The sequence below is a fragment of the Spinactinospora alkalitolerans genome (genome assembly GCF_013408795.1).
GTDB classification, from domain to species: domain Bacteria; phylum Actinomycetota; class Actinomycetes; order Streptosporangiales; family Streptosporangiaceae; genus Spinactinospora; species Spinactinospora alkalitolerans.
Window position 1 is genome coordinate 2,811,339 of record NZ_JACCCC010000001.1, and the last position, 16,272, is coordinate 2,827,610.

Below are 16,272 nucleotides of genomic sequence, written 5' to 3' on the forward strand. Positions count from 1 at the left end.
CGTGGCCCGAAGAGTCGGGGCCCAGATGATCACCGCGGGCCGAAATCGGGGATGGTTGCCTTATGAGCGTTGCGGTTGAGGACGGGGCGTCGCCGATGTCGGCGGTGCGGGCGGTCGAGGAGTATCTGGTGGCGCGGAGTTCGGCCAAGCCGTCGCCGCACACGATCGCGGCCTACCGGCGGGATCTGCTCGGGGTGCTGGAGTGCGCGGCCCGGGTGCAGGGGTGCGCGGTGGGCGGGCTGGGGCTGGGCGCGTTGACGGGCGGGCTGCTGCGGCGGGCGTTCGCGGAGTTCGCGGCCGAGCGGGCGCCTTCCAGCGTGACGCGGGCGTGGTCGACCTGGAACGGGTTCTTCGCGTTCTGGGTGACGGAGGGGGCTGTGGCGGGCAACCCGATGCCGGCGGTGCAGCGGCCGCGGCTCAAACCGCGCCAGCCCAAGCCGCTGATGGGCGAGGACACTCCTGAGCGGCTGCTGGAGGCGTTGGCGGCGGGCTGCCGGCGGGCGCGTGAGCCCTGGCCCGAGCGCGACATCGCGGTGCTGGCGCTGGCGCTGCTGACGGGGCTGCGTTCGGCGGAGATGCTGTCGCTGACGTGTGAGTCGCTCAGTGGGCGGCCGGGTGAGCGGCGGATCCGCGTGGTGGGTAAGGGCGGGCGTACCCGGTCGCTGCCGATCGAGGCGCCGCTGGAGGCGCTGATCGACGCCTACCTGCGCACGCGCGGTCAGCGGTTCGGGCGTGTCAGGGGTTCTGATGCGTTGCTGGTGGACAACCGGGGCCGGGGGTTGCGCCGCGGCGGGCTGCAGTACCTGGTCCGCCAGTGCTACCGGCACGCCGGGGTCCATGACCGGGTGGCCGCGGGGACGCTGGTGCATGCGCTGCGCCACACCTTCGCCACGCGGCTGGCCGAGGACGGGGCCTCGGTCACCGAGATCATGCGGCTGCTGGGGCACTCCTCGCTGACTTCGTCGCAGTCCTACATCGACGTCACGGCCCAGGCCCAGCGTGATGCGGCCCGTTCCAACCGCACCTACGGGGTGCTGCGGCGCCTGGCCGGGCGCGCCCAGGAGTCGGCGGCCGACTCCCCCGCGCCGAAGATGTGATGGAGGTCACCGGCTGGGTAGGGGGTGGGGTTCCGAGCGTCGACGAGGGAGGCCCATCATGCGCGCGGTGGTGTATCAGGAGCCGTTCGAGGTGGCGGTGCAGGAGGTGCCCGATCCCCGTATCGAGGATCCGACCGATGTGCTGGTGCGCATCACCTCCAGTGCGATCTGCGGGTCCGATCTGCACATGTACGAGGGGCGCACCGAGGCTGAGCCCGGGATCGTGTTCGGCCACGAGAACATGGGCGTGGTGGAGGAGATCGGGTCGGCGGTGACCTCGGTGTCCCGGGGGGACCGGGTGGTGATGCCGTTCAACGTGGCCTGCGGGTTCTGCCGCAACTGCCAGGCCGGCTTCACGGGGTTCTGCCTGACCGTCAACCCCGGCTTCGCCGGCGGCGCCTACGGTTACGTGGCGATGGGGCCCTACCGGGGCGGGCAGGCCGAGTACCTGCGGGTGCCCTTCGCCGACTTCAACTGCCTGGTGCTGCCGCCGGGCGAGGAGAACGAGGCCGATTACGCGCTGCTGGCCGACATCTTCCCCACGGGCTACCACGGGTGCGAGCTGGCCGGGGTGTCGCCGGGGGACACGGTGGCGGTCTACGGTGCGGGGCCGGTGGGGTTGATGGCGGCCTACTCGGCGTTTCTGCGCGGGGCCTCGCGGGTGCTGGTGGTGGACAAGGTGCCCGAGCGGCTGCGCATGGCCGAGTCGATCGGCGCCGAACCGGTCGACTTCAGCGCCGGCGATCCGGCCGAGCAGATCCGCGACCTCACCGGCGGCGGCACCGACAAGGGCATCGATGCGGTGGGCTACCAGGCCAAGGGCCACTCCGGTGAGGGCGAGGAGCCGGCCGCCGTGCTCAACGCGCTGGTGTACACGGTGCGGGCCACGGGGGCGCTGGGGGTGCCGGGCCTGTACCTGTCGTCCGATCCCGGCGGCGGTGACGAGGAGGCCCGGCAGGGCCGGCTGGTGCTGGAGATCGGCAAGCTGTTCGAGAAGGGCCTGCGGATGGGGACCGGGCAGGCCAACGTCAAGCGCTACAACCGGCAGTTGCGCGACCTGATCGCCCAGGGGCGGGCCAAGCCGTCGTTCGTGGTGTCCAACGAGGTGCCGTTGGACGAGGCGGCCTCGGCCTATGACAAGTTCGACCGCAGGGTGGAGGGCTACACCAAGGTGCTGCTGCATCCCTGAGGCGCCCGGTCCCGCGCCGCCCCAGGGGTCGGGGCGGCGCGGGGTTTTCGGTGCCTCAGCCGGGGGTCGGGGCGTGCAGGCGGCGGGCCAGGAGGTCCAGGTGGGTGCGCCAGGCCGCCAGGGCGGTGGAGCGCTCCTGCTCGGCGCCGTGCGGGCCGGTCTGGGTCAGGGTGATGCGGGCGCCCGCGGGCCCTTGCGACAGCTCCCAGCGCACGCGGCCGGCGGGGCCTTGGGCGTCGCGCCAGTCGTATTCGAGCAGGGTGGGGGCCTGCAGTGCGGTGATCGCCGCGGCGGGGACCTCTCGGGTGGTGGCGGTCGGCGGTGCCGGAGTGCCGGTGGTGGCGGTCTCGGCGCCGCTGGTCAGGGCGTCCCAGACGGTGTCGATGGGCGGGCCCATCAGTTGGCGGTCGAAGCGCACCAGCCAGCCCTGTTCGGTGCTGCCGGTCGAGCCGGTGTCCAGGCCGAAGGCGCTGATGTAGGTCTCGTGCCGTTGGGCGGGGTCGGTCGCGGCGGGTGCGGGCCGGTCGGCCAGGAGCGCCTGCAGTTGGTCCAGGCAGGTCTGCCAGCCGGTGGCGTAGGCGGCCGCGGCGGGCCGGTCGTCGAAGGTGTGGGTGAAGACCAGCAGGCAGTCCGCGCCCTCGGGGCGCAGTTCGAAGTGGACGAGGTCGTCGCTTTCGTTGGGCGTCTGCGCGGGTGCGTGCTCGCTGAAGGCGAAGGTGCGGGGCGGGTCGAGTTCGGTGATGGTGGCGGTCATGGTGGTGCCGGCGCCGTCGTCGAAGTCGATGCGGCCGCCGATGCGCAGGTCCATGTCCGTGACCTGGAAGGGGTACCAGCGGCTGAGGTGGTCGGGTTCGGTGATGGCGCGCCAGACCTTTTCCGGGGTGTGGTGCAGCTGCCGCTGGATGCGCAGCACGGGGCGTCCGTCGACGGTGCGCAGGGTCTCGTTCACGGCTGGTCCTTCCGGTTGTCGTCGGGTCGGTCGGGGTCGTCGGTCATGGTGTCGAGGTGGTCTTCGAGGGCGTCGAGGTGCTGGTTCCACAGGCGCCGGTAGGGCGCGAGCCAGGCGTCGACCTCTTCCAGGGGGTCGGTGCGCAGTTCGTACCAGCGGCGTTGGGCGTCGCGGCGGACCCGGACCAGTCCGGCCTCGCGCAGCACCCGCAGGTGCTTGGAGGTGCTGGGTTGGCTCAGGCCGAGCCGGTCGGTGAGTTCGCCGACCGGGTGGGGCCGCTGCAGGAGCAGGTCCAGGATCTGGCGCCGGGTGGGTTCGGCGAGGACGTCGAAGGGGATGGCCACCCCTTGAACATACTCCGTCGGTTATATGCTTGCAAGGGAATGTTTTCGGGTGTCGGCGGCGCGGCCCCGACCGCCGCGCCGCAGGCCGCGGAGTTGGCTAGGCTTGCTGCCCGTGATCTGGACGGTTTCCACGGTGAACGTGAACGGCCTGCGCGCGGCGGCGAAGAAGGGGTTCGGGCCCTGGCTGGCGGCCACCGGCGCCGACGTGGTGTGCCTGCAGGAGACGCGCGCCGAGCGCGCCCAGCTGCCCGATGCGGTGATCGAGCCCCCGGGCTGGCACACCGTGCTGGCCCCGGCCGCGGCCAAGGGGCGCGCCGGCGTGGCGCTGTACAGCAGGCGGCGCCCCGAGGCGGTGCGCATCGGCTTCGGCGAGGCGGAGTTCGACGACGCCGGGCGCTACGTCGAGGCCGACTTCGACCGGGTGACGGTGGGCAGCCTCTACCTGCCCTCGGGCGAGGTGGGCACCGAGCGCCAGGCCGAGAAGGAGCGCTTCATGGCGGCGTTCCTGCCCTACCTGGTGCGGCGCCGCTCGGAGACGAGCGCTCAGGGGCGCGAGCTGGTGGTGTGCGGGGACTACAACATCGCCCACAGCGAGGCCGACCTGAAGAACTGGCGCGCCAACGCCCGCTCCTCGGGCTTCCTGCCCGAGGAGCGGGCGTGGCTGTCGCGGCTGCTGGAGCAGGCCGACCTGGTCGACGCGGTGCGACGCCTGCACCCGTACCAGGACGGACCCTACTCGTGGTGGTCCTACCGGGGCCGGGCCTTCGACAACGACGCCGGATGGCGCATCGACTACCAGATGGCCTCGCCGGGGCTGGCCGAGCGCGCCAAGGAGGCGCTGGTGGAGCGGGCGGCCTCCTATGACCGGCGCTGGTCCGACCATGCGCCGGTCACCGTCTCCTACGACATGTAACGGCCGCGGTGGGGTAAATCGTGACAATGGTGATGGATGTTCGGGGGTGCCCGCGCAAGCGGGTCGGGCTTCGTCTGGGGTGAGAGCGGTTATGCGCGTTCCTGTCGTGTTCGTCCACGGGCTGCGGATCTCGGGGAGCATGTGGCGGCCCCAACTGGACGCGCTGCACGCTGAGGGACGCAGGGCCCTGGCCCCCGACCTGCCCGGCCACGGTGCGCGCCGCGGCGAGGCCTTCACGGTCGACGGCGCGGTGGAGGCGGTGCACGAGGCGATCGAGGAGGTCGGCGGGCGCGCCCTGGTGGTGGGCCTGAGCCTGGGCGGGTTCGTCGCGATCGCCGCCGCGGCCGCCCACCCCGAGCGCGTGGCCGGGCTGGTGGCCACGAGCTGCTCGGCGCGCCCCGTCAACGCCCTGGCCCACATGTACCGGATCCCCGCGGCGCTGCTGGACCGGCTGCCCGACAAGGGGCTGGCCGTCAACCGGCGGTTCCACCGCCTGACGCTGCCGGCCGACGGAGCCCAGGCGGTGCTGGACGGCGGGCTGGCGATGGAGGCGGCGCGTTCGGTGATCGACGAGATCGCCGACCTGGACGTACTGGGGCTGCTGGCCTCCTACCCGGGCACGGTGTGGCTGATCAACGGCGCGCGCGACCACTTCCGCATCCACGAGAAGCTGTTCCTGGACGCCTGCGCCGACGGGCGGCTGCTGGTGGTGCCCCGGGCCGGGCACATGGTCAGCCTGGACCAGCCCGAGATGTTCGCCAAGCTCGTCATCGACGCCGCCGACGCGGTGGCCGCGCGCGCCGGCGAGCCCCGGGACCCGCACTCCCCCGCCTGAATTCCGCCCGCATGCGGGCGGCGCCGCGCACGCCCCGGCCGCGCCGGCGCCGCAGCCGGTTCCTAGACTCATGGCGTGATGTTTGCCGCTGAGGGACTGCTGTTCGACCTGGACGGGACGCTGATCGATTCCACGCCGGTGACCGAGGAGTGCTGGCGCGCCTGGGCCCGGGAGTTCGGCGTCGGCGAGGAGCGGCTGTGGGCGGCGCACGCCCACGGCCGGCCCTCGGCCGACATCGTCGCCGAACTGCTGCCCGAGGACCTGCGCAAGGAGGGCCAGGAGCGCATCGAGCGGCTGGAGGTGGAGCGCGCCGACGGGGTGGTGGCCCTGCCCGGGGCGCACGCGCTGCTGGAGTCGCTGCCGCGCGAGCGGTGGGCCGTGGTCACCTCCTGCACCCGCGCGCTGGCCCGGGCGCGGATGGCGCCGCTGGAGGTGGAACCGCCGCTGATGGTCACCGCCGACGACATCTCCCGCGGCAAACCCGACCCCGAGCCCTATGAGCTGGGGGCGCGGCTGCTGGGCGCGCCGGCCGGGGCGTGCGTGGCGCTGGAGGACGCCCCGGCGGGGCTGGCCTCGGCCCGGGCGGCCGGGGCCCGCACGATCGCGCTGCTGACCTCCCACCACGCCACCGAACTCCAGGCCGACGCGGTCGTGGCCAACCTGGCGAGCGTGTCGGTGGAACCGGGCGCAGGCGGATCCCTGGTGCTCAGCGCCCTGGCCGAGGACGCCGACTGACGGCGGGCGCCCGCCGGGGCGCCCGGGCGGGCGCCGGCGCTCCCCCGCGTGGCGAAGGCGCAGGCGCGGGCCGGACTCACTCGGGGCCGATCCAGACGAGGTGGGTGTCCGGGCCGCGGCCGAAGACGCGCAGCGCGCGCTCAACGGTGCGGAACCGGCCGAAGCGGGCAACGGAGTCGGCGGTGACGACCACGCGGCCGTCGACTGTAGCCTCCGGCCCCCGCTCGTGCGCGGAATCCGGCGCGCACGGCCGCCGCGACCCTGATCGGGGCCGCCACCGAAGACACCCCGCCGCGCCGGGCCTGGCCGCAATGCTGCGAAGTCGAGGGCCGCTGAGCCGGTGCCGACCGGTCGGCTGCCGAAGGGAGCGGGGGCCTGCTAGGACGCGGGGGCGCCCGGGGCGACCAGGCCGGAGTCGTAGGCGGCGACGACGGCCTGGGTGCGGTCGCGCACGCCCAGCTTGGCCAGGATGTTGGAGACGTGGGTCTTGACCGTCTGCACGCCGACGAACAGCTCGGCGGCGATCTCGGCGTTGGACAGCCCCCTGGCCATGAGCCGCAGCGTCTGGGCCTCCCGCTCGGTCAGCGAGGCCACCCGGCGCGCGGCGGGCGTGGCCGGGTGGGCGTGGGTCGCGGCCAGGCCGCGGATCGCCGCGGGGAACAGCAGCGAGTCCCCGGCCGCCACCAGCCTGACCGCGGCCAGGATGTCCTCGGGGCGGCTGCGTTTGAGCAGGAACCCCGCCGCGCCGGCGCGCAGCGCGCCGTAGACGTAGTCGTCGTTTTCGAATGTGGTGACCACGATGATGCGGGGCGGGTCGTCCAGGGACTCCACCAGCGCGCGGGTGGCCTGGATGCCGTCCAGGCGGGGCATGCGCACGTCCATCAGCACCACGTCGGGGCGGGTGCGCCGGGCGATGTCGAGCACGCCGGCGCCGTCGCCGGCCTCGGCCACCACCTCCAGGTCGGTCTCGGCGTCGATGATGGCGCGCAGGCCCGCCCGCACCAGCGCCTCGTCGTCGACCAGTGCCACATGCAGCATTCAGCGTCCCTTCCAGGTGATGGCCGCGGCCAGCCGCCACGACCCGTCGCGGTGCCCGGCGCTGACGGTGCCGCCCAGCAGTCCGATGCGCTCGGTGATCCCGGCCAGTCCCCGGCCCCCGCTCTGCCTGCGCCCAGGCGCGGTGGCGCAGGGGTTGGTGATCTCGACCTCCAGGTGCTGCGCGGCCACGGCCAGGCGCAGCGTGACGGGGACCCGGCCGGCGTGGCGCAGCGCGTTGGTCAGGCCCTCCTGGCAGACGCGGTAGATCTCGCGGGAGACCACGCCGGGCACCGACGCGGTCTCGCCCTCGATCTCTGAGGTGATGCGGGCGCCCGCGGCCCGGGTCGCCTCGATCAGGGCGGGCAGGTCGGCCAGGGTGCGCTGCGGCGCCGTGGAGGTGCGCTCCTCGCGCAGCAGGCCCAGCACGTGGTCGAGTTCGGCTGTGGCGGTGCGGGCCTGCTCGGCGATGGCCTCCAGCGCCTGGCGGGCGAAGGCCGGGTTGGTGTCGAGGACGCGGGCGGCCGCTCCGGCCTGCAGCGCCACCACCGACAGCGCGTGTCCGATGGCGTCGTGCAGCTCGCGGGCCAGCCGGTTGCGCTCCAGCAGCGAGTCGGCGCGGGCCTGGGCCGCGGCCAGCCGCTCGGCGGCCGAGGGCCCCAGCAGGCGCGGCGCCAGGCGGGCCAGCGCCGCGCCGGTCCCGGCCAGCAGGTACACGAAGGCGGCGAGCTCGGCCAGGCCGACCAGCGGCGCCCAGGGGCGCAGCGGCGGCTGCAGCGGCCGGTCGCCCAGGACGGTGATCACGCCGAACTCGGCCGAGACCGTGCCCGGAGCCAGCGGCGAGGCGATCAGGACGGCGGCCTCGGGCAGCACCACCATGGTCGCCAGGCACACCGCGAACCCCAGCGGCAGGCAGATCAGCAGCCAGCCGGCGGTGCGGGCGCGCGCCCCCCAGGTGGTGGCGCGCCCGACCGGCCGGCCGCGCAGCGGGCCGCCCATCAGGTCGGCGGTCAGGGCGCCCACGAGGGAGCGCACGGTGGGAACCAGCGCGGTGGCCGCGATCAGCGCCAGCGAGGTCGGGACGCCCACGGCCAGCGGCAGGGCCGCGGCGTCGGGGGCGGTGGAGGTCGTACCGCGCACCAGCAGGACCACCGCCACCATGCCGGCGATGAGGTAGGGCAGGAACACCGCGCCCAGGATGATCAGATAGATCCACCGCGTGTAGGTGGCCGCCCGGTACAGCGGCGCCAGCAGCGATGGAAGCAGAACCCGCACGCATGAGATCGTCGCAGACCGCCGGGCCCGCCACCTCCCCCGCACGAGGGAGCCGCAGGCGGGGCTCGGGCGACGCCTTCCCCGGGGCGGTCCCCTTTCCCGCGCCGGGAGGAGCCCGACGCGGGTCCGCGCTCACCGGGTCCCGGAGGGTGAGCGCCTGCCCCGGCGGGCCGCGAGCCGCCCGCCCTCCCCGAGAACCGGGGTAACTTTTCTCACTTTTACCCGTTGGCGTGCGGCTGCGCGGCGCCACTGCCCCGGTCGGCCCCCTAATCTCGATGGGCGTGACCTCGCACACCCCTCCGTCGCCCGAGGCGGGCACCAATCCGTCGCCGGCCCACGGCCTGCGCCGCCGGCACATGACCATGATCGCCGTCGGCGGCTCCGTGGGCGCCGGGCTGTTCATCGGCTCGGGCACGGTCATCAACGCCGCCGGCCCCGCCGCCGTCCTGTCCTACACCCTGGCCGGCGCGCTGGTGCTGCTGACGCTGCGCGCGCTGGGCGAGATGGTGGTCGCCCGGCCCGCCTCCGGCTCCTTCTCCGACTACGCCCGCATGGCGCTGGGGCCGCGCGCCGGCTTCTGCATCGGCTGGCTGTACTGGTGGATGTATGCGGTGCTGGTGGCCGCCGAGTCCGTGGCCGGCGCGGCGATCCTGGCCCAGTGGGTTGCGGCCCCGGGCTGGCTGCTGTCGCTGGGGCTGCTGGTGGCCATGACGGCGGCCAACCTGGTCTCGGTGCGGGTCTTCGGCGAGACCGAATCCCTGTTCTCCATGGTCAAGATCGCCACCATCGTGGTGTTTCTGATCCTGGGCGTGCTGTTCGCGCTCGGCCTGCTGCCCGCCTCCGACGGCGCGAGCGCGGCCAACCTGTGGTCCCATGGCGGGTTCGCGCCCAACGGCTGGACGGCGGTGTTCGCCGCGACGGTGGCGGTGCTGTTCTCCTTCGGCGGTGTGGAGATCGTGACCATCGCCGCCGGCGAGAGCGACGAGCCGGCCGCGGCCGTCGCGCGGGCCACCACCAGCGTGCTGTGGCGTATCGCGCTGTTCTACATCGCCTCCATCGCGGTGATCGTCACCGTCCTGCCGTGGAACGACACCGATGTGCTGGCCAGCCCGTTCGTCACGGTGATGGAGACGGTCGGCGTGCCCGCGGCGCCGCTGGTCATGCAGATCGTGGTGTTCATCGCGGTGCTCAGCGTCCTCAACGCCGCCCTCTACACCTCCTCGCGGATGCTGCACGTGCTCACCCGCCAGGGCGACGCCCCGGCCTCCCTGGCCAAGGTGAGCCGGCGCGGCGTGCCCGCCCGCGCCATCCTGCTGGGCACCGTCGTGGGCTATGCCTCGGTGGTCGCCAACTACCTGTGGCCCGAGACGGTCTTTCCGTTCCTGGTCGCCTCCATCGGCGCGATCCTGCTCGTCCTGTTCATCACGATCGTGACCTCGCAACTGGTGATGGGCACGCGGATGCGGCGGGAGGAGCCCCGGCGCCTCACCCTGCCGATGTGGGGGTTTCCCTACCTGACGTGGGTGGCGCTGGCCGGGATGGCGGCGCTGCTGGTGGCCATGGCCTTCCTGCCCGAGCAGCGCACGCCGCTGGCCGCGACGCTGGGCAGCGTCGCGGTGGCGCTCGTCGCCTACGAGCTACGCGTCCGGCTGGGCGCCCGCCCGGTCAGCGACCGGCCCCTGGACCTGGGCCGCGGCCCGACGGTCCCCGGGCGCTGAGGCGCCGTCGGCGGGCGGGTCCTGGGCCGCGGCCTCACCGGTGGCCACCGAGGTCTGGGCGATGAACGCCCCGGCCACGACGATGACGGCGCCGGCGATCTGCGGTGCGCTCAGCGCCTCCCCCAGCATCAGCCACGCCAGCACGATCGCGGTCACCACCTCCAGGTAGGCGACCGCGCCGGCCACCACCGGCGACAGCCGCCGGATCGCCGCCACTCCGACGACGTAGGCGACAGCGGTGGAGACCACCGCCAGCCACACCACCGACACCAGGCCCGAGGTGCTCATCCCGGCGATGTCGACGTCGCCGGCCAGCAGGCGCCACTCAAGCCTCCAGGGCCGGGCGACGGCGGTGATGAGCGCGGCGGCCACCAGCGCGCCGTAGGAGATGACGGCGAGCGGGTCGACCTCCTCGCCCGCGGTGTCGGAGAGCAGGAAGTAGCCGGCCTGGCAGGCCGCGGCGCCCAGCGCCAGCGCCAGCCCGAGCGCGTCCAGGCGCACCCCGGCCCACACCTCCACCAGGCACGCCAGCCCCGCCACGGCCAGGACCACCCCGACCGCGGCCGCGCGCGACACCGGGCGGCGGCGCACCAGCCGGATCCAGGCCAGCACCAGGACCGGGCCCAGGAACTCGATCAGCAGCGCCACGCCGACCGGGATCCGCGAGATCGCGGCGAAGTACAGCGCCTGCACCCCCGCCATCGGAAACACCCCGTAGGCCAGCAGCAGCCACGGGTGGGTGCGCAGCACGCCGCGGTGCCTGACGGCCAGCGGCGCCAGGATCAGCGCGGCGCCGGCCACCCGCAGCCAGGTCACGTGCAGGGGGTCCACGCCGGCGTCGATGAGGGGGCGGGCGAACGGGCCGGACCCGCCGAAGGCCAGCGCCGAGGCGACGGCGAAGCCCAGCCCGGAGGCGCGGTGCCGGGCCTCAGCCATGGTGCGGCGCCGCGGCGGGAACCCAAAGGAGGGATGAGAGGATCGATGTCACGCCCACCGATCCTAGTGACCCCTGCCGACCGGCCGGATCCAGGGAGCACCGGGGATCGCGGCGGCCGAAGCGGCCCGTGGGCGGTGCCGTGGCGCAGACGCCGCCCGACTCCGCTAGTTTCCTGCGCGTGAACCAACGCATCGAATGCGGCCCGCACCCCCGAGGCGTCGTCCCCGTCCCCGACGACGGGCGGCGGCACCTGGGCCGCCTGGAGACCGTGCTGCACCGGCAGTGGCCGGCCGGCACCCGCCCGCCGCAGCGGGTGATCGACAACGTCGACGCCCTGGCCAACCTGCCCTTCCACATCGCCGACCGGATCATCGACGAGGTGGAGGCCATCCACATCGGCGAGGGCTCCATCGTCGACCTCGACGGACTGGGGCACCTGCGGGGCGTGCCCACCGAACCCGGTGATCCGCGCTCCCAGCCCTTCGACCGCCTGACCGGCATCTACCGCTACGGGGTGGTCGCCCTGGGCAGCAACGAGCACGAGTCGGTCTCCCTGGTCCTGCACGAGGTCGGCCACGTCCTCGACATCGCCGACCGGATGATGTCGGAGACCCGCGAGTGGCGGGACCTGCACAACGCGTGCCTGCCCTGCCTGGAGGAGCCCTACTGGCACAGAAGGCACGAGTGGTGGGCCGAGTCCTTCGCGCTCAGCGCCTCCGACGCCTTCGAGGTCCTCGAGCGGATGCTGGCCGGCAACACGCGCCTGGCCTACGATGTCACCAGGTACTTCGAATACAACTACGGGGTGATGCAATGACCCGCCCGGCCGCGGTCCGGTATCCGGACGGCAGTATTCACGTGCCACTGAGCCACGCCGACGCCTCGGGCCCCGTCTACGCCTGCGGGACCGCCGTCCTGCACCCGGGCGACGCCGACTACGACTTCTACGCCGTCCACGCCACCCCTTCCGAGGAGCACCAGCGCCGGCGCCGGCGCGACCCCGTGCGGGCCGCCGAGCTGAAAGCGGAGTTCAAGAAGCGCTACGAGAGGGAGCACGGCCGCCGCTCCGCCTGACGGCGCGGGCGCGGCGCGGCGCCGAGCCGCTTCGACCGGCTCGCCCGAGCGGTCGCACGGCGCACCCCCGCGGCCGGGTTCCCGTTCGTCCAAGACCGGAGTCCGCCGCCCCCGGCATGCTCGGAGCACGGTGAGACGGAGCCTTTCCCGCGTGCGGTCCCAGCCGATGACCGCGGTCGCCGACGTCGAGGAGTCCAGCCGCTGGTACCGGCGGGTGCTCGCGGCGACGAGCGGCCACGGCGGAGCGGAGTACGAACAGGTGCGCGTCGACGGCGAAACGGTCCTGCAGCTCCACCGGCTCGCGGCCGGCCACCACCATGGAGCGATCGCCGCCCCCCACCGGCCCGCGGGCAACGGGGTGGCGATCTGGTTCGAGGCCGAGGACTTCGGCGCCGCGGTGCGCCGGATCCGCGGCGCCGACGCCCAGATCACGGCCGACGTGCACCTCAACCCCAACGCCGGCCACCGCGAGATCTGGCTGCGCGACCCCGACGGCTACCTCGCCGTCATCGCCGAGCCCTAGACGCGGCGGCCGCGCACCCCGCGCGGCCGCGGTGACACCGCCGCTGCGTAGGGTCGTCGCCATGGCCGATACCGAACTGGAGTTCTTCGAGAGCCTGCCGCGCACCCGGGGCGCGGCCATAGCGGTGCTGCGCGACGCCCGGGGCCGGGTCCTGCTGGTCAAGCCCACCTACAAGCCGGGGTGGGGGCTGCCGGGCGGCGTCATCGAGATGGGGGAGTCGCCGCTGGCGGCCTGCCGGCGCGAATGCGCCGAGGAGCTGGGGTTCGTGCCGAAGCTGACCGGGCTGGTCTGCGTGGACTGGCGGCCCTCCAGCACCGCGCCCGATCACCGCCCCTGCACCGTCTTCGTCTTCTCCGGCGTACTGGCCCCGGGGCAGTTCGAGGCGGTACGGCTGCCCGCCGATGAGCTCAGCGATGCGGTCATGGCCGAGCCCGGCGACGTCGCCGACCGCCTGCCCGCGGCCGCGGGCAGGCGCGTCGCGCTGTGCCTGGAGAGCGACCGCGTCCTGTACCTGGAGGACGGCTACGAGGTCACCTGGGGCCGGTGAGGGGGTGGCGGGCCTGGTGGGCCAGGCGCTCATCGGCTCCGGCGGCGATGTCGCCGAGCAGGTCGTCCAGTTCGAGGAACACCTCCCAGCCCGCGCGGCCGCTCGCCCGCGCGAGCAGCTCCACCACCCGCTGCTCCAGCTCCACCGCCCGCCTGCCCTTCCACACCGTGTCGGCCAGGCTCACCAGCAGGTCCTCCAGGGTGCGGCCGGGGGCGCCGTAGGAGCCGTGCGTGCGGCAGAACCGGGCCAGGCCGGACGCGACGCCGTGCTCGCGCAGCAGCGCGTACCCGGCCTCCTCGTGCGCCGAGCCGGGGCCGCTGAGCTCGGCCGGGTGCAGCGTCTTGCCGATGTCGTGGGTCGCGGCGCCGAACAGCACCGCCGGTGCGTCGATCCGGGCCTGCGGGTGGTGGCGGGCCGTCCACTCCACCAGGCGCACCGCGACGCCGTGCACGAGGCTCAGGTGGGCGCGCAGCCGCGGCGGCGCGCCCAGGGCACTCAACAGCCGCGCGGCGTCCTCGGGCAGCGGGACAGCGCCGTCGGGGCTCACCGTCGCCCCTCCCCGGACTCGCCGGGCAGCCGCAGTCCCGCCTCGGCGGCCTCGGCCAGTGCGCGGCGCAGCCGCTCCTGGGCGGTGCGCGCCCGTTCGCCGAGCTCGCCGATGTGGTCGGCGGCATAGTCGTCGGCGACGGTGGCGGCCATCAGGTCGAGGTAGTCCTCCTGCTCGGCCAGCAGGCGTTCGACGGCGCGCAGCCGCCGGTGGCTCTCGTCGGCCTCGGCGACCCGGGCCGCGTAGCCCTCCAGCGCGCCGATCCGCGCCGTGACCGAGGCCTCGGCGGCCTCCAGCGCGGCGGCGCGTTCGGCGAGCAGGTCCTCCAGCCCCTGCGCACCCGACAGGTCGGCCTCGGCCTCGGCCGCGCGGGCGCGCAGTTCGGTGACGCGGCGCAACGTGGTGGCGATCTCCCACACCTGCCGGGGCAGCACCACGGCGTTGTCGATGGCGTCGATGTGGCCGGAGGCGACCACGTCGGCGGCGTCGACGGCGTCCACCGCGCGCTGGGCGCGGGCCAGCAGGTGCCGGGCGGGCTCGTCCAGGTCGGCCTCTGCCACGATGTAGCGGCCGTGGTGGCGGCGGGCGAGGGCCTGGGCGGGGGACTCGGTGACCCGCCGGGCCGTGACGACGAGGGCGATGAGCGCGGCGAGCAGCAGCAGCGGCAGCACGAACACGAACAGGCGCAGCAGCAGCCGCATGCCCACCAGCGTGCCGGCCACGGCGACCACCAGGGTGGCCACGGGGTGCTCGCGCACCCACTGCAGGAACGGGAACTCCCAGCGCGCCGGCACCGGCGGCGGAGCCGGGCTCCCGGCCGGGGTCAGGGCGTGGGCGTGCGACAGCAGCACCGCGCGCTCCCCGGCCGGCAGGTCGGGGTCGACGACCGGCCGCAGCCGCTCGTGCGGGGAAGAGCTCATCGTGTGCGTCCTGGGGTGCGGGGCCTGGAGGACCATTCTGCCCCGCCGCGACCCCGGCCGGCAGGCCCCGCGGCGCGGTGCGCCGTCCGGTAGCGGCCGCATCCCCGGCGGGGCGGGCCTTTCGGCGGTCTTGACCTTGTCGGGGTGATCGCAACGTTTTCAGGCCCCACAAGGTCAACGTGAGGCTCAACCTCGGCCACCGAGGGCGTGAAACACCGGCCACAGGAGTTTGAACCCCCGCCCAAAGACTGAACGCACGCCGCCACCCTTGGGCGCCGGGCCGGAACCGCGGTGTCGGCCTGCGTCCACGGTGTCGGCGTGCGCTTCGCGCGCGGGAGGGCGATTTTGCGTCCACGGGCCTTCGGCCACGCGGGAGAACCGCCCACCCGCACGCCATCCCTCCCGGGACCGAGGTTGAAACCCAACGTCGAGACCGGCGTCGGACCACCCGCCACCCGGGGGGGGTAGTGCTAGCGGGCCTCGCCGGAGGAGAACAGCTCCAGGTAGTGGGTCTTGGCGAACATACGGGCGGCCTCGGCGGCCGAGGGCTGTCCGGCCCCGGGGTCGGCGCCGTGGTCGACCAGGATGCGCACCACTTCGTCCTCGCCCTTGAACACCGCACCCGCCAGCGGGGACTGGCCCCGGTCGTTGAGCCGGTCGACGTCGGCGCCGCGCTCGCACAGGCGTGCGACCGTGCCGGCGTGGCCGTGGTAGGCGGCCAGCATGACGAGGCTGTCGCCCTTGTCGTTGGTCAGGTTCACCGGCACGCCCGCGTCGATGTAGGCGGTCAGGGACTCGGTGTCGCCGTGGCGGGCGAAATCGAAGACCTTGGTCGCCAGGGCGACGACGTCGGGATCGTGACCGGATTCGGCGGAGGGTTCTGTATTGCTCACGTATCCAAGCCTAGAGTGAGAACAAGCTCGTCATGGCGCGTGACGGGCCTGGTCAGGCGGGTCGGCGCGGCCGGGCCGCAGCGGTGCCGCCGGTGGCGCGCCACCGGCGGCCGGGGGCCGGCGGCCGCCGATGTGTCCCACATGACCATTTTCGCTCATTTGTCGGTATGGTGCTTGATCGATCCGAGAGGAGCACCCTTGTGCGACATGTCATCGGCTTCATCATCGGCCTCGTCCTCGCCCCCGTCATCCTGCTCGCCAGCGGCTGGGCCCTGCCCCGGTTCGTGACGATCAACGGCTTCGGCGGCACCTTCGTCAGCTTCACCGGGATCACCGCCCTCGGTGCGCTCGCCCTGCTCGCACTGGTACTGGCCTGCACGCTCACCGCGCCCCGGCTCACCCCGCTCGTGCCGGGCATCGCGGGGCTGACGCTGGTCGGCGTGACGGCGGCCCACCTGCTGCGCCCCGGACTCGCCGATCGCGTCCCCGGCCTGCCCGGGCTGGAGGGCGCTCTCACCCTGCTGCCTCTGGGGCTCTACCTTCCCCTGGCCCTGGCCCTGATCATCCCGCTGTTCGTTCCGTCGCGGTGGCAGAGCTACCGGCCCCGCGGCGCACACGCCGCCGGTGAGGACGAGGAGTACTTCGAGGACCTCTACGACGACGACGGCGACGAGGCCGCCCCGCCGCGCCGGCGCGACGCCGGCGCGGCCTGATCCTCCGGCGATCCCGGCGTCGCCGACC

General features: G+C 74.1%; 19 protein-coding genes. 11 read left to right on the forward strand and 8 right to left on the reverse strand.

Annotated elements, in window-relative coordinates; genetic code table 11:
* The first annotated feature begins 62 nt into the window (after nucleotides 1-62).
* Complete coding sequence (locus HDA32_RS12400; RefSeq protein ID WP_179643334.1) at nucleotides 63-1,097, forward strand: tyrosine-type recombinase/integrase; 1,035 nt, start codon at nucleotides 63-65, stop codon at nucleotides 1,095-1,097.
* 58 nt (nucleotides 1,098-1,155) lie between these two features.
* Nucleotides 1,156-2,286 carry a glutathione-independent formaldehyde dehydrogenase gene (locus HDA32_RS12405; protein ID WP_179643335.1) on the forward strand — a complete coding sequence of 377 codons (1,131 nt, stop codon included), beginning with the start codon at nucleotides 1,156-1,158 and terminating at the stop codon, nucleotides 2,284-2,286.
* A gap of 55 nt (nucleotides 2,287-2,341) precedes the next feature.
* On the opposite strand, the gene HDA32_RS12410 is transcribed toward HDA32_RS12405, so the two are convergent.
* Together HDA32_RS12410 and HDA32_RS12415 are read right to left on the reverse strand one after the other, a co-directional pair.
* Nucleotides 2,342-3,235 (reverse strand): SRPBCC family protein, encoded by an 894-nt coding sequence (locus HDA32_RS12410; RefSeq protein ID WP_179643336.1) that lies wholly within the window; start codon nucleotides 3,233-3,235, stop codon nucleotides 2,342-2,344.
* Nucleotides 3,232-3,579 (reverse strand): ArsR/SmtB family transcription factor, encoded by a 348-nt coding sequence (locus HDA32_RS12415; protein WP_179643337.1) that lies wholly within the window; start codon nucleotides 3,577-3,579, stop codon nucleotides 3,232-3,234. Before HDA32_RS12415 ends, HDA32_RS12410 begins: the two co-directional genes overlap by 4 nt.
* Before the next feature lie 112 nt (nucleotides 3,580-3,691).
* On the opposite strand from HDA32_RS12415, the gene HDA32_RS12420 reads away from it, so the two are divergent.
* The 3 genes from HDA32_RS12420 (at nucleotide 3,692) to HDA32_RS12430 (ending at nucleotide 6,062) form a co-directional block, all read left to right on the forward strand.
* Nucleotides 3,692-4,492: an exodeoxyribonuclease III gene (locus tag HDA32_RS12420; RefSeq protein ID WP_312863156.1), complete on the forward strand. Its 801-nt coding sequence runs from the start codon at nucleotides 3,692-3,694 to the stop codon at nucleotides 4,490-4,492.
* Nucleotides 4,493-4,583: 91 nt separating this feature from the next.
* Complete coding sequence (locus HDA32_RS12425; RefSeq protein ID WP_179643339.1) at nucleotides 4,584-5,327, forward strand: alpha/beta fold hydrolase; 744 nt, start codon at nucleotides 4,584-4,586, stop codon at nucleotides 5,325-5,327.
* 78 nt (nucleotides 5,328-5,405) lie between these two features.
* The gene (locus HDA32_RS12430) at nucleotides 5,406-6,062 is read left to right on the forward strand and encodes an HAD-IA family hydrolase (RefSeq protein ID WP_179646648.1); all 657 of its coding nucleotides are present in this window, start codon (nucleotides 5,406-5,408) and stop codon (nucleotides 6,060-6,062) included.
* A 378-nt stretch (nucleotides 6,063-6,440) separates the two neighbouring features.
* Here the strand turns inward: HDA32_RS12430 and HDA32_RS12435 are convergent, their stop codons facing one another.
* Nucleotides 6,441-7,100, reverse strand: a complete 660-nt coding sequence (locus HDA32_RS12435; RefSeq protein ID WP_179643340.1) for a response regulator — start codon at nucleotides 7,098-7,100, stop codon at nucleotides 6,441-6,443.
* Nucleotides 7,101-8,372, reverse strand: a complete 1,272-nt coding sequence (locus tag HDA32_RS12440) for a sensor histidine kinase (RefSeq protein WP_312863157.1) — start codon at nucleotides 8,370-8,372, stop codon at nucleotides 7,101-7,103.
* A gap of 356 nt (nucleotides 8,373-8,728) precedes the next feature.
* On the opposite strand from HDA32_RS12440, the gene HDA32_RS12445 reads away from it, so the two are divergent.
* A complete protein-coding gene (locus HDA32_RS12445) occupies nucleotides 8,729-10,090 on the forward strand; it encodes an amino acid permease (protein WP_179646650.1) in 1,362 nt (453 codons plus the stop codon).
* Here the strand turns inward: HDA32_RS12445 and HDA32_RS12450 are convergent.
* A complete protein-coding gene (locus HDA32_RS12450) occupies nucleotides 10,010-11,026 on the reverse strand; it encodes an EamA family transporter (protein WP_179643341.1) in 1,017 nt (338 codons plus the stop codon). The two genes, HDA32_RS12445 and HDA32_RS12450, sit on opposite strands and share 81 nt — an antisense overlap.
* A 179-nt stretch (nucleotides 11,027-11,205) precedes the next feature.
* Here HDA32_RS12450 and HDA32_RS12455 point away from each other — a divergent pair, with 179 nt between their 5' ends.
* The 4 genes from HDA32_RS12455 (at nucleotide 11,206) to HDA32_RS12470 (ending at nucleotide 13,171) form a co-directional block, all read left to right on the forward strand.
* Nucleotides 11,206-11,844 carry a hypothetical protein gene (locus HDA32_RS12455; protein WP_179643342.1) on the forward strand — a complete coding sequence of 213 codons (639 nt, stop codon included), beginning with the start codon at nucleotides 11,206-11,208 and terminating at the stop codon, nucleotides 11,842-11,844.
* 41 nt (nucleotides 11,845-11,885) lie between these two features.
* On the forward strand, nucleotides 11,886-12,101 hold the full coding sequence (locus HDA32_RS12460) for a hypothetical protein (RefSeq protein WP_312863158.1): 216 nt from the start codon (nucleotides 11,886-11,888) through the stop codon (nucleotides 12,099-12,101).
* A 151-nt stretch (nucleotides 12,102-12,252) separates the two neighbouring features.
* Entirely contained in the window at nucleotides 12,253-12,624 is a 372-nt protein-coding gene (locus tag HDA32_RS12465; RefSeq protein WP_218882425.1) for a VOC family protein, read from the forward strand.
* A 61-nt stretch (nucleotides 12,625-12,685) separates the two neighbouring features.
* Nucleotides 12,686-13,171: an NUDIX domain-containing protein gene (locus HDA32_RS12470; RefSeq protein WP_179643344.1), complete on the forward strand. Its 486-nt coding sequence runs from the start codon at nucleotides 12,686-12,688 to the stop codon at nucleotides 13,169-13,171.
* On the opposite strand, the gene HDA32_RS12475 is transcribed toward HDA32_RS12470, so the two are convergent.
* From HDA32_RS12475 to HDA32_RS12485, 3 genes are all read right to left on the reverse strand, one after another.
* The gene (locus HDA32_RS12475) at nucleotides 13,155-13,718 is read right to left on the reverse strand and encodes an HD domain-containing protein (protein WP_179643345.1); all 564 of its coding nucleotides are present in this window, start codon (nucleotides 13,716-13,718) and stop codon (nucleotides 13,155-13,157) included. The genes HDA32_RS12470 and HDA32_RS12475 overlap by 17 nt on opposite strands.
* Nucleotides 13,715-14,638 carry a hypothetical protein gene (locus HDA32_RS12480; protein WP_179643346.1) on the reverse strand — a complete coding sequence of 308 codons (924 nt, stop codon included), beginning with the start codon at nucleotides 14,636-14,638 and terminating at the stop codon, nucleotides 13,715-13,717. The genes HDA32_RS12475 and HDA32_RS12480 overlap by 4 nt, the downstream gene beginning before the upstream one ends.
* Before the next feature lie 470 nt (nucleotides 14,639-15,108).
* On the reverse strand, nucleotides 15,109-15,531 hold the full coding sequence (locus tag HDA32_RS12485) for an ankyrin repeat domain-containing protein (RefSeq protein ID WP_179643347.1): 423 nt from the start codon (nucleotides 15,529-15,531) through the stop codon (nucleotides 15,109-15,111).
* A 200-nt stretch (nucleotides 15,532-15,731) separates the two neighbouring features.
* Between HDA32_RS12485 and HDA32_RS12490 the strand changes: the two genes are divergently transcribed.
* Nucleotides 15,732-16,244, forward strand: coding sequence for a hypothetical protein (locus HDA32_RS12490; protein ID WP_179643348.1), 513 nt, complete (start codon nucleotides 15,732-15,734; stop codon nucleotides 16,242-16,244).
* Nucleotides 16,245-16,272 lie beyond the last annotated feature (28 nt).

Bases quoted from the DNA above. Each gene is read 5' to 3' on its own strand.
- HDA32_RS12400 (WP_179643334.1), top strand. From the start codon at position 63: ATGAGCGTTGCGGTTGAGGACGGGGCGTCGCCGATGTCGGCGGTGCGG.
- HDA32_RS12405 (WP_179643335.1), top strand. From the start codon at position 1,156: ATGCGCGCGGTGGTGTATCAGGAGCCGTTCGAGGTGGCGGTGCAGGAG.
- HDA32_RS12425 (WP_179643339.1), top strand. From the start codon at position 4,584: ATGCGCGTTCCTGTCGTGTTCGTCCACGGGCTGCGGATCTCGGGGAGC.
- HDA32_RS12430 (WP_179646648.1), top strand. From the start codon at position 5,406: ATGTTTGCCGCTGAGGGACTGCTGTTCGACCTGGACGGGACGCTGATC.
- HDA32_RS12435 (WP_179643340.1), bottom strand. From the start codon at position 7,100: ATGCTGCATGTGGCACTGGTCGACGACGAGGCGCTGGTGCGGGCGGGC.
- HDA32_RS12445 (WP_179646650.1), top strand. From the start codon at position 8,729: ATGACCATGATCGCCGTCGGCGGCTCCGTGGGCGCCGGGCTGTTCATC.
- HDA32_RS12450 (WP_179643341.1), bottom strand. From the start codon at position 11,026: ATGGCTGAGGCCCGGCACCGCGCCTCCGGGCTGGGCTTCGCCGTCGCC.
- HDA32_RS12470 (WP_179643344.1), top strand. From the start codon at position 12,686: ATGGCCGATACCGAACTGGAGTTCTTCGAGAGCCTGCCGCGCACCCGG.
- HDA32_RS12480 (WP_179643346.1), bottom strand. From the start codon at position 14,638: ATGAGCTCTTCCCCGCACGAGCGGCTGCGGCCGGTCGTCGACCCCGAC.